This window comes from Telluria sp. LT2P80, assembly GCF_059685955.1.
On sequence record NZ_JCASIO010000021.1, the window covers coordinates 1 to 11,284 of the forward strand.

Here is an 11,284-nt window from a genome sequence, read left to right on the forward strand (position 1 = left end):
AGGTGATGAGGAAGATTGCCCAGAAATGGCGTCCTCAGACGACCGAAATAACGATACGTCCAAATCGTTCAAGCACGGGTCATGCAGCGCTTGTGCTGCGTGCTTTGTTTGCGCCGTTGCACCGCCGCAATTGTTGACCTTCAAGCCTTCCTTCAATAGCGCTGAGGTCTATCTGACCTTCGGCTCTACTCTCGTTGCTGGTTTCATCCCAGACAGTCTCGAACGTCCCCCTCGACATCTCGCCGCTTAATCGTTTTCGGTAGCAACGACGCGCGTATTCGCTTGTATTCCGTCGTGTTTTTGTCGCGCACTACTGCTGCGCGTCTACTTTCGATTTTGGGACAACTATGTTCTCTAAAAGTTTTGCTGCCGCCAGTGCGGTAGCCCTGACCTCGTTCGCGTCCATCGCGGGCGAGTCACCAGCTTCTCTCAAAGCCGCCGACCCGGCTGCTCACGTTCCACAAACAACCTATACCTCAGTTTTTTCGACTTACAGGGTCGCTCAGGACACCACTGTCTCGCCCGACAAAGTGTGGAAAGAAGCTAACGCTACGGTTGCGAACGAGGGTATGCATGGCGGCGCTCACGCCGGTCACACGCCGGCAGCCCAAGATGCTAGCGGTCACGCTGGGCACGCGATGCCGACCCAAGGCGCAAATCCAGGCACCCCTTCTGGCCACGGAACACCAGCTGAACCAGCTGGTCAGGCGTCGCATGCAGGGCATCAGATGCCAGCTCAAGCTGTCGCTCGGGCGGCCCGTACTGGCCAACCTTCGCCGACGGCACACACAGGTCATCAAATGGCACCGGCTCCAAAGTCAGACCCGCACGCGGGTCATCAAATGGCGCCGGTGTCAAAGCCCGACCCACACGCAGGACATAAGATGGGCCAGGAAAAAAAACCGGCCACAATTTCTCGCCCGGTCCCTGCAAATGGTGCAGCGAGTGAAGCGGCACACGAACAGCATCAGCAACAAGCAAAAGAGGCGAAGAAATGAGGCCTATCGTTTTCACACCATTACTGAAGACTTCCAGTCTTTTACTGGCCGTATCGGTTCTAGCCGGATGCTCGACGCTGTCTAACGACGGCGCAGCGGGCGACGTCTCAAAGCTGACGCAGCCCCGTACCGGCTTCGGCGTGACGGGCGAAAGGAACGACAGTGACGCGCAGGCTAGCTCTGCCCAAGTCTCCAAGCTCCTGTCGGCACCTCTGACGCCTGACTCTGCGGTGCAGATTGCATTGCTCAACAACCGCGGCCTCCAGGCTTCGCTAGCAGAGCTTGGCGTGTCCGAAGCCGACTTTGTCCAAGCCGGCCGTATACGCAATCCGGGCTTTTCATTTAGCCGGATGCGTGGCGGTGACGAGGTTGAAATTGAACGTAGCGTGATGTTTGACCTGATTGGTCTGCTCACTATTCCACTGCGCAGCACTATTGAAAGTAGCCGGTTTGAACAAGCCAAGCTGACCGCAGCATCCGAAGCAGTCCGCTTGGCTAGCGAAACCCGTCGTTCGTACTTCAGCGCCGTCGCAGCTGCTCAGACAGAGAAATTCTTGAGTCAGGTTGTGACGTCAGCCGAGGCTGGAGCCCAGCTCGCGCAGGAGCAAGCCAAGGTTGGCAACTGGAGCAAACTGGACAGGGCACGTGAGCAGGCTTTCTACGCGGAGGCGACTACGCAGTATGCCCGCGCCCGCCACTCGGCTACGGCAGCGCGTGAGCAACTTGTCAGGTTACTAGGCCTCTGGGGTTCGAACGTCGACTTCAAGATACCCGACCGCCTGCCAGACCTCCCACAAAAGCCGAATGAGCCGGGAGCGCTCGAGGCTCTTGCGATGGAGCAGAGACTCGACATCCAAATTGCCAAGCGGGACGTTGACGCTACCGCTCGGTCGCTGGGTCTTACAAACGCCACAGGCTTCATTAACGTTTTGGACGCTGGATACGCCAACAAGAGCACTACCGGGGCGCCTCGTGAGAACGGCTACGAAATATCGCTGGAACTGCCTATCTTCGACTGGGGTGGGTCTCGACGTGCTCGTGCGAAGGCAACGTACATGCTCGCTGTCAATCGTACCGCCGATACGGCTGTTCGCGTGCGCTCAGAAGTGCGCGAAGCGTACTCGGCCTACCGAACTACGTATGACGTCGCCAAACACTATCGCGACGAGGTGGTCCCGCTAAGGAAGCAGATTTCGGAAGAGGTCCTCCTCCGGTACAACGGGATGCTTGCCAGCGTTTTCGAGCTGCTGGCCGACTCGCGCGACCAAATCACGAGCGTCAACGGCGCTATTGAAGCGCAACGCGATTTTTGGATTGCAGAGACCGAACTACAGACAGCAATAAACGGCAGCGGCGGAGCCGTTTCGAGCGCAACCATTGCAGCGTCGGGCTCTGCGCCAGCAGCTGAACATTAATTGGAGAATTGAGATGGTTTCACGTAGAGATTTGTTCACCGGTGCTGCGGCGCTAATTGGGGCGGGGGTAGTCAGCCGAGTGGGCGCAGCATCCCTCCCAGAAGCAGTAATCATGCAGAGCGCCGCGACCCAGGTTCCACCGCCGCCACCGAACGGCCGCCCTTACAACCCAGTCGTGACTCTTAACGGGTGGTCGCTCCCATGGCGCATGAACAACGGAGTCAAGGAGTTCCACCTGGTTGCTGAGCCGGTTGTGCGTGAATTTGCGCCTGGCATGAAAGCAAACCTTTGGGGGTATAACGGCGCATCACCAGGGCCGACCATCGAAGTGGTTGAAGGTGACCGTGTTCGTATTTTCGTGACTAACCGCCTGCCAGAGCACACCAGCATCCACTGGCATGGTCAACCACTACCGAATGGTATGGATGGTGTTACCGGTTTGACGCAAAAAGGCATCCAGCCCGGCAAGACGATGGTGTATGAGTTCGAGGCTAAGCGGCCCGGTACGTTCATGTATCACCCGCATGCCGACGAAATGGTGCAGATGGCCATGGGGATGATGGGCTTCTGGGTTACCCACCCGAAAAATCCCAACTTCATGAAAGTCGACCGCGATTACGTATTTCTGCTTGGTAGCTACGACATTGAGCCGGGAAGCTTCGTCCCAAAGACCTCGACCATGCTGGACTTCAATCTGTTCACGTTCAACAGTCGCGTCTTCCCAGGTATCGACACGATGGTAGCGCGCCAGGGCGAGCGTGTGCGTATTCGCTTCGGCAACTTGACGATGACCAATCACCCGATTCATCTACACGGGCACGAGTTTGAAGTTACCGGTACCGACGGAGGTTGGACCCGACCGGAATCGCGTTGGCCAGAAGTGACCGTTGATGTTGCCGTCGGCCAGATGCGTGCCATCGAGTTTGTCGCGGACAACCCAGGTGACTGGGCATTCCACTGCCATAAGTCCCACCACACCATGAACGCAATGGGTCACGACGTTCCCAACATGATTGGCGTCTCCCAGCGTGACGCTGCGAAGAAGATTAGTTCAATCATTCCAGACTATATGGCAATGGGCTCTACGGGCGGCTCGATGGGTGAAATGGAGATGCCGCTGCCAGAAAACACTCTTCCGATGATGGGCGGCCAAGGCCCCTTCGGCGGAGTGGAAATGGGAGGCATGTTCACCGTGATGAAGGTTCGTAAAGACCAAAAGCGAGGCGATTACAGCGACCCGGGTTGGTACAAGCACCCAGCCGGTGCCCTGGCCTACGAATGGAGTGGCGCTCCGCTTGAAGCGGTCAGGAGTACGTCGGCCGGTGGGCAGTCTATGCCTGCGCCGAAGCCAGCGCAGAACGTAGAGTTTAACGTCCGCAAACCGTCGGGCCACTCCGGGCACTGACCGTAATTAGGGTTGCTAAGTAAGGTAACCGAATCGGAAGTCGTCACTAGCGGTCAGAAAACGACAGCTAATCTAATTTGAAAGAAAAGATACCAAATGAAAATCGCAAAAATCGTCGCCCACATCGCAGCAGCTACGTTTGCGCTCATCACTGTTAATAGCGCTATGGCCCAATCGCATGACCACGGAAATCATGCAGAGACTGCCGTCGCTGGCCAGGAGACAGCTATGTCCGATGGCGAAATTAAGAAAGTAGACAAAGACACCGGTCGCCTCACTATCAAACATGGCCCGCTTGAAAACTTGGGCATGCCAGGCATGACGATGGTGTTTGGTGTGAAGGATGTGTCAGCTCTCGATGTACTCAAGGCAGGCGACAAAATCAAGTTTGTCGCCGAAAAGCTTGAGGGACGATACGTTGTCACGCAGTTGGCAGTTCAAGACTAAGTTAGAGCAGTAGAAGGCGTCGTCGTCCGAACTCAGCGTCGATGCCGGCAGCAATGAGATGTGATGAGTATGTTTGCAACCAACCAAGGAGTAAATATGAAAATCTCGAAAATCGCACTCGCTTCGTTCGCGTTCGTAGCTGTGTCCGCAAGTGCTATGCCACAGCATCAAAGTGGCTCGCACGGCGCCGCCGGGCACGACATGGCAAACATGCAGTCGATGCACAAGAGTTCACCGAACGCCGCAAAAGCGCCCTATGAACAGCAGTTCCTGGACACCATGACTATGCATCATCAGATGGCAATGCATATGGCCAGCTTGGTTGAAAGTCGCTCAGCCAACCAAGAACTTAAGGATATGGCCAAGAAGATGATGGCCGAGCAGGAAAAAGAGATTGCCCAGCTCAAAGGGTGGAAAGAACAGTGGTATGCCGGGAAGCCAGAAGCGATGAACATGAAAATGCCTGGGATGCCCGAGTCAATGAAAGGCATGAGCGGTGACAAGCTGATGTCAGCCAAGGGTGAGCAGTTTGACCGCATGTTTGTAGACATGATGAGCCAGCACCACAAAGGCGCCATCAAGATGGCGCAGACTGCAGCTCCAAAGCTCCAGCACTCCGAAGTTAAGGAGTTCGCGAACAAACTCGTCGAAATGCAGAAGAAGGAAGTGGCGCACATGGCCGAGATGAAAAAATCCTGGGCAACGCCGACGAAGTAAGTAGTTCGAGAGCAGTTAAGAGCACGACAAGTCTAGTAATCGAAAATCGGCTTGTCGGCTGTCCCCGACCATTACAGACATATAAAAATCTATGCGCCAAACACTTTTTGCCATTGCGCTCTCTGCCGCGTCCTTCCAGGCACTCGCCGCGACTCCGCTCGAAACCGTCTCTGCGTTTCATGAAGCGTTGTCGGCGGGGACGGCCGACGCAGCTACCGTCTTCCTCTCCCCAACTATCCGGATTTTCGAGTCTGGTTATGTTGAGCGCTCACGTGATGAATATGCTGGTCACCATCTCCCCAGTGACATGGCCTTTGCTAAAGCGACGAGCCAGACGGTCATTCGCCAGAACGAGCGAGTGGAAGGAAATATCGCCATCGTCACGCGCGAAACGGAGACAAAAGGCAAGTTCAAAGGAACGAACGTCCACTCGTTTGGAACAGAGACTGCCGTACTAGAAAAGCAGGGCGACAAGTGGCTCATCACGCACGTCCACTGGTCCTCCCGTAAAGCTAAGTAATCAATAACTACTAGAGGTTGAATATGAAATCTATCCAAAAAATCGCAGCAGCCTGCGTTTTTTCAGCAGCTACCATCGCAGCCCCACTCGCGATGGCACACGCGAAGCTTGCAGCTTCGAACCCGACACCAGGAGCCGTTTTGGAAGCGGCGCCGACCGAAATTTCCCTGACCTTCAACGAGAAAGTCGAGCAAGCGTTTAGCACCGTTACGTTGACTTACACCGACGGTAAGGTCGTCGAGACCGAGAAGGCGAAGGTCGATGCCGCCAACCCGACAATGGTGCGCCTACAAACCAAAGGTCTGTCCACAGGCACTTATACCGTTAAATGGGCTGTCGCCGGCCATGACGGTCACCGCCGTACGGGCACGTTTTCGTTCTCGGTGAAATAAGTGGATAGCGTCCTGGGCCTTCAAGTTGGGTCAGTCGTTGCCTTAAACGCTGCGTTCGCGTGGCTTGTCGGCTCCTGGCTGGCCCGCCGTTGGCTGTTGGCCTCAGGTGTCCCTCGCGCAGACGCTGAAGCCCTGCTGCGCGCGGGAGATATTGTCGCGGCTACACTCGGCGTCCTAGCGACAGTCACAATGTTGTGGGCATCCGCCGCCGTAATGGGGGGCGTTAGCTTACAAGAAGCCAAAGATGTAGTCTGGCAGATGTTGACCATGACAAGTATTGGGCGGGCCGGCTATATCTCGTTTTTTGCGATTACCCTGGTATTGGTGATTCGAGCACTTCGTTCGACTGCAGTGTGGCGCGAGTGGACGGTGCTGGTGGCCCTAGGTCTCTTCGCGTTTGTGCGCGCGTCAATGGGGCATGCCGGCGAAAACGGTTACTGGACTCTGCCTTTCGCAGCGGAGGTAATCCACCTGACTGCGATGGGCGCATGGACTGGCTTAGTTGCTGTCTCTGCATGGAAGTCGATGCCTACGGACGCAGGCCAGCCTGACCTGAATCGCCTGGCTCGCTACCTCGATTCGATGTCTGCAGCGGCCATGGTCGCAGTCGGAGCAGTCTTCATAACTGGGCTGTTCAATGCATGGAACAGGGTTGGAACCGTAGACAACTTATTTGGCAACAGCATCTACACAACTGCATTGTTGATAAAGGTCGGGCTGGTAGGCGCTGCGCTCATTCTCGGCGGGTACAACAAGTTTGTCGGACTTGCCCTTGCCCGAGGCTCAGTGCATGGTCTTGAGCGCGTGAAGTTCGTGCTAAAGGTGGAGAGCATTGTCTTACTTGTTGTGCTGTTTGCAGCTGCGGTTTTGACTTCGCAGCAGCCGCCGGCTGCAATGTAGTAGCCGACTGTTCAGAGACCGCACGTTGGTGCGGGCTCTGAACAGCAGGAATGTGCTTGACCTTCCCATTAAGGGAACGTTTAGAGTAAGTCATGACTAGTGAATGGATAGACAAGCAACTGTGCCGCATCTTTTATCGGTAGCGCTGCAGTTTTGATGTGACATTACGACCCTGGGAGGGCGACCATGACTGAGAGCAAGGGTACACACGACCACGCGGCGGGACACGGAAATCATCACCATGCCCACGGTGCGGACTCCGTGCACCATCCAGAGCAACCAGCGAATTCAAAACCGTTCATCGACCCTGTATGCGGGATGAAGGTTGGTCCAAACCCTGAGCGAGAAATTACGTTTGGGGGCGAGGTCTATCACTTCTGCAGCCCAAAGTGCATGGAGAAGTTCAGAGCTGCGCCGGAGAGTTATTTGGCCGCCGCGAAACCGGCAGAAGTTCGTTCAACGGACGCTCCTACAGGGACGATGTACACCTGTCCGATGCACCCCGAGATTCGACAGGCCGTGCCAGGTAACTGCCCAATTTGTGGCATGGCGTTGGAGCCTGAACTTCCTTCCTTGGACGACGAAGAAAACCCCGAACTAGTCGACTTCCGTCGGCGCTTCTGGTGGACCCTACCTCTGACAGCAGTTGTATTTGCGCTGGCAATGTTCGGTCATGTCCTTTTCCAGGCAGGCGTAGCTGGGCAAAACTGGATTGAGTTAGCGCTAAGCACACCGGTCGTTCTCTGGGCCGGCTGGCCATTCTTCGTGCGATGGTTCCAGTCCCTCATGCGCATGAGCCCGAATATGTGGACGCTCATTGGCTCAGGGGTCATGGCTGCGTATGGCTACAGCGTCGTAGCCACGTTAGCCCCGAACGCTTTCCCGGTCACTTTTGCAAGCCACGGTCGTATCGGTGTCTATTTCGAAGCGGCGGCAGTAATCGTTTCCCTGACGCTGCTTGGCCAAATCCTCGAACTGCGTGCGCGCTCGCAAACCTCTGCTGCCATCAAATCGTTGCTGGGTCTGGCGCCCAAGACGGCGCGACGTATTGCCGCAGACGGGAGCGAAGAAGATGTTCCCCTAACCCATGTACACGTCGGAGATTCCCTTAGAGTTCGCCCAGGCGAAAAGGTCCCGGTAGACGGAATGGTGTCGGAAGGGAAAAGCGCGGTCGACGAGTCGATGCTTACAGGCGAGCCCGTGCCGGTAACAAAACGACCTGGCGACCGGCTAATAGGCGCAACGATTAACACAAGCGGAAGCCTCGTGATGACCGCAGAGAAGGTTGGGTCAGAAACAATGCTGTCCCAGATTGTGCAAATGGTCTCGCAGGCTCAACGTTCGCGCGCGCCAATGCAGCGCCTGGCTGACTCCGTGGCGGGGTACTTCGTAGTTGTTGTCGCGGCAATCGCGCTTCTGACCCTTGTGGTCTGGGGACTGTTCGGCCCGGAACCAAGCTGGGTCTTTGGGTTCGTTAACGCGGTGGCAGTGCTTATCATTGCATGCCCCTGTGCGCTCGGCTTAGCCACGCCTATGTCCATCATGGCTGCAACCGGCCGTGCGGCAACGCAGGGTGTGTTATTCCGCGACGCTGCAGCTATCGAAGACCTTCGAAAGGTTAATACCCTTATCGTCGACAAGACGGGCACGCTAACGGAAGGAAAGCCGGCGTTCAACACCGTTGTCGCGGCGCCAGGGTACAACGACGAGTACGTCCTTCAGCTCGCCGCCAGCCTTGACCAAGGCAGCGAACACCCGTTGGCTCACGCTATCGTAGCCGAGGCAAAGACGAGAGGTATTTTGCTATCGAAGCCCGAAACCTTCGAGTCTGCCAGTGGTATTGGGGTGACCGGTATCGTAGACGGAAAACGGGTTGCACTAGGAAATACTGCATTGATGGAGTCTTTGAGTGTCGACTGGCACGCCCTCACGGGGCCTGCTGAGAGTTTGAGAGCTGAGGGTGCCAGCGTAATGTACCTCGCCGAGGGAGGCGCACTAGTAGGCATCTTGGCAGTATCTGACCCTATCAAAGCCACGACAATAGAGGCGCTGACGACCCTCCGTAACGATGGAATTACTGTCGTTATGGCTACCGGGGATGGAACCACGACGGCGCGCTCGGTTGCTTCCAAACTAGGGATAGACGAGTTCTATGGCGAGGTGAAACCGCAGGACAAGCTTGCATTGGTAGACAAATTGCAGAAAGAGGGGCGGGTTGTCGCAATGGCTGGCGACGGTATCAACGATGCGCCGGCGCTCGCCAAAGCAAACGTTGGCGTAGCCATGGGTACCGGAACGGACGTGGCCATCAATAGTGCCCATATCACCCTCGTGAAGGGAGACCTACGCGGCATTGCGGTCGCTCGCTCCATTTCTGTCCAGACGGTGCGAAACATGTGGCAAAACCTCGGATTTGCATTTGTCTACAACGCGCTTGGGATACCCCTGGCGGCCGGGGTGCTGTATCCCTTCACAGGACAGCTCCTGTCTCCCATGGTTGCCGCCCTTGCCATGAGCCTTAGCTCCGTCTCCGTAATTACTAACGCGTTACGCCTTCGCGGGCAGGCGGCGCGGAGTACCCGAGCCATAAGCTCGCACCAAGGATAGGAACCGTATGCGAAATTCCGACATCGTTACTGACAACCCGGCAAGCAACTATGACTCGACCAGGTTGCCAGCAGAACAGCTCAACAGTTCCTGCTTTTGCAGCAGCTTGGACAAGACTGCCTTGAAGTCGGCGCTGTCCGGTGAAGTGCATGACGATATGCTATTTGAACTGATAGAGGAACGATGCCCATACCTGTTCTCTGCACGGCCCGTTTTCATCTCCAGTACGCAGGCGGACAGAATCGAGGAGGTGGTACGTGCACTAGAGTCTGTCATTGAGCTCCCCTCATACCGAGAGCTTGTACTGGCCGATGCGCCCGATATTGCCAAGAGTGGAGCCGGCGGTGCGCGAGGTGTGTTTTTCGGATATGACTTCCACCCGGACGGCGAGAATCTCGGCCTCATCGAAATAAACACAAACGCTGGAGGTGCGATGCTTAACGCTGCTATGGCAAGGGCACATCGAACCTGTTGTCTGGACGATAACCAGCTGGCACAAGCTGTCCTTTCCGGCGCTATGTTCGAGGACGAGATAGTGCAGATGTTCTGGGCAGAATGGGCAGCAGCAGGACAAACTGCGCCTCTGCGGACGATAGCAATAGTCGACACGCAACCTCAGCAACAGTTCCTCTACCCTGAATTCCTCCTGTTTCAGCGGCTGTTCGCCAAGAACGACATCAACGCCATCATCGCAGACCCGAGGGAACTTACTTTTAGAGACGGCGCGCTGTGGTTTGCTAAGCTTAAGATTGACTTGGTCTACAATCGGCTTACCGACTTCATGCTTGAGGCGCCTGAGTCGCGCGCTCTGCACGACGCGTACTGCGAAGACGCGTTTGTACTCACCCCGCATCCTCAAGCTCATGCGCTTTACGCGAACAAGCACAATCTCACCATACTAAGTGACGCCACAGCGCTCAAAGGGTTGGGAGTCCCCCAAGCTACTATCGACATATTGGTTGCCAACGTGCCTTTCACCGAGAGCGTCACGACCAATAACGCGGAACGATTGTGGAACGAGCGAGGCAATCTGTTTTTCAAGCCTGTCGCTGGATACGGAGGCAGAGCGGCCTACCGGGGCGACAAGGTAACGAAGCGGGTTTGGCAAGAAATCTTGTTGGGCGAATACATCGCTCAGCGAGTTGTCGCTCCTGGCGTTCGGGTTTCCGGTACGGCTGACAGTCCTGAAACTTTGAAGTTTGACTTGCGCAGCTACGTATACAACAGCCGAGTCCAGTGGACAGCCGCGCGCGTCTATCAAGGTCAGACCACGAACTTCAGGACTCCAGGCGGCGGATTCGCACCCGTGTACAGTCTGGGGGATGAAGAAGTGACTGCCGAGTTGAAGGCCATCAGTGAGGCAACAAGCAGCAGGAGCTGCTGCGCTAATGACTGCAAATGACTGAGCGTACCCGTCTGTTGAAGCAAAAATGGATTGCCAAATATCTGAGCAAAAAGTGAAGCGCTAGAGACCAGCGTAGCGCTCTGTTAGCTTAATCTGCTAGACGTCAGGTTCTGGTCGACAGCTGCCGGTCGAAACAGTCAGTGACTCTTCAGGCCGGGAACCCTGCCAAGCTGACGCGAACGGCCTAGGTTGGCAAAAATAGCTCGGTCACGGCTCGACGTTGTGTACCAAACTAATTGAACAAGGGATGACACATGCCTAGAGGGGCGCACCTGACAAACGTCGCCAGTAATTTGTGCGGCTCATTCGCTAGCCGGAACAACGATCTGGATGGTTACTGGGCAATCGGCAAGCTACGTTCGCTGGCCGAACGGAATGGTCAGACCACGGTATTACTCGACTTGTTGGCATCATCCACTCAGCCGTCGTCGTCTGAGCTCGCGCCTGTATTGGCTCACTATCGCGGCCTCCTTGCAAA

11 protein-coding genes are annotated in these 11,284 nt (G+C 56.0%); all 11 read left to right on the forward strand.

The features are described from left to right. A partial coding sequence (locus AC56LW_RS23830) for a hypothetical protein (RefSeq protein ID WP_499638314.1) occupies positions 1 to 250 on the forward strand: 250 nt, incomplete at its 5' end. A gap of 323 nt (positions 251 to 573) precedes the next feature. Then, entirely contained in the window at positions 574 to 1,083 is a 510-nt protein-coding gene (locus AC56LW_RS23835; protein WP_343829150.1) for a hypothetical protein, read from the forward strand. After that, complete coding sequence (locus tag AC56LW_RS23840) at positions 995 to 2,413, forward strand: TolC family protein (RefSeq protein WP_343829148.1); 1,419 nt, start codon at positions 995 to 997, stop codon at positions 2,411 to 2,413. The genes AC56LW_RS23835 and AC56LW_RS23840 overlap by 89 nt, the downstream gene beginning before the upstream one ends. A 13-nt stretch (positions 2,414 to 2,426) precedes the next feature. Next, positions 2,427 to 3,818 carry a multicopper oxidase family protein gene (locus AC56LW_RS23845; protein ID WP_343828450.1) on the forward strand — a complete coding sequence of 464 codons (1,392 nt, stop codon included), beginning with the start codon at positions 2,427 to 2,429 and terminating at the stop codon, positions 3,816 to 3,818. Positions 3,819 to 3,914: 96 nt separating this feature from the next. After that, positions 3,915 to 4,265 carry a copper-binding protein gene (locus AC56LW_RS23850; protein ID WP_307732431.1) on the forward strand — a complete coding sequence of 117 codons (351 nt, stop codon included), beginning with the start codon at positions 3,915 to 3,917 and terminating at the stop codon, positions 4,263 to 4,265. A 96-nt stretch (positions 4,266 to 4,361) separates the two neighbouring features. Further along, positions 4,362 to 4,982: a DUF305 domain-containing protein gene (locus AC56LW_RS23855; RefSeq protein WP_499638317.1), complete on the forward strand. Its 621-nt coding sequence runs from the start codon at positions 4,362 to 4,364 to the stop codon at positions 4,980 to 4,982. A 91-nt stretch (positions 4,983 to 5,073) separates the two neighbouring features. Continuing rightward, entirely contained in the window at positions 5,074 to 5,502 is a 429-nt protein-coding gene (locus AC56LW_RS23860; protein WP_499574877.1) for a YybH family protein, read from the forward strand. 23 nt (positions 5,503 to 5,525) lie between these two features. After that, the gene (copC, locus tag AC56LW_RS23865) at positions 5,526 to 5,894 is read left to right on the forward strand and encodes a copper homeostasis periplasmic binding protein CopC (RefSeq protein WP_499560826.1); all 369 of its coding nucleotides are present in this window, start codon (positions 5,526 to 5,528) and stop codon (positions 5,892 to 5,894) included. Next, positions 5,895 to 6,794: a CopD family protein gene (locus AC56LW_RS23870; RefSeq protein ID WP_499560824.1), complete on the forward strand. Its 900-nt coding sequence runs from the start codon at positions 5,895 to 5,897 to the stop codon at positions 6,792 to 6,794. It abuts the gene before it with no gap. Between the two features lie 186 nt (positions 6,795 to 6,980). Next, the gene (locus AC56LW_RS23875; RefSeq protein WP_499560822.1) at positions 6,981 to 9,401 is read left to right on the forward strand and encodes a heavy metal translocating P-type ATPase; all 2,421 of its coding nucleotides are present in this window, start codon (positions 6,981 to 6,983) and stop codon (positions 9,399 to 9,401) included. A 7-nt stretch (positions 9,402 to 9,408) separates the two neighbouring features. Beyond that, positions 9,409 to 10,803 carry a hypothetical protein gene (locus AC56LW_RS23880; RefSeq protein ID WP_258836733.1) on the forward strand — a complete coding sequence of 465 codons (1,395 nt, stop codon included), beginning with the start codon at positions 9,409 to 9,411 and terminating at the stop codon, positions 10,801 to 10,803. Positions 10,804 to 11,284: the final 481 nt, after the last annotated feature.

Excerpts from the sequence above, each read along its gene's own strand:
- AC56LW_RS23860 (WP_499574877.1), top strand. The coding sequence starts at position 5,074 with ATGCGCCAAACACTTTTTGCCATTGCGCTCTCTGCCGCGTCCTTCCAG.
- AC56LW_RS23835 (WP_343829150.1), top strand. The coding sequence starts at position 574 with ATGGCGGCGCTCACGCCGGTCACACGCCGGCAGCCCAAGATGCTAGCG.
- copC (WP_499560826.1), top strand. The coding sequence starts at position 5,526 with ATGAAATCTATCCAAAAAATCGCAGCAGCCTGCGTTTTTTCAGCAGCT.
- AC56LW_RS23875 (WP_499560822.1), top strand. The coding sequence starts at position 6,981 with ATGACTGAGAGCAAGGGTACACACGACCACGCGGCGGGACACGGAAAT.
- AC56LW_RS23840 (WP_343829148.1), top strand. The coding sequence starts at position 995 with ATGAGGCCTATCGTTTTCACACCATTACTGAAGACTTCCAGTCTTTTA.
- AC56LW_RS23855 (WP_499638317.1), top strand. The coding sequence starts at position 4,362 with ATGAAAATCTCGAAAATCGCACTCGCTTCGTTCGCGTTCGTAGCTGTG.
- AC56LW_RS23845 (WP_343828450.1), top strand. The coding sequence starts at position 2,427 with ATGGTTTCACGTAGAGATTTGTTCACCGGTGCTGCGGCGCTAATTGGG.
- AC56LW_RS23850 (WP_307732431.1), top strand. The coding sequence starts at position 3,915 with ATGAAAATCGCAAAAATCGTCGCCCACATCGCAGCAGCTACGTTTGCG.
- AC56LW_RS23880 (WP_258836733.1), top strand. The coding sequence starts at position 9,409 with ATGCGAAATTCCGACATCGTTACTGACAACCCGGCAAGCAACTATGAC.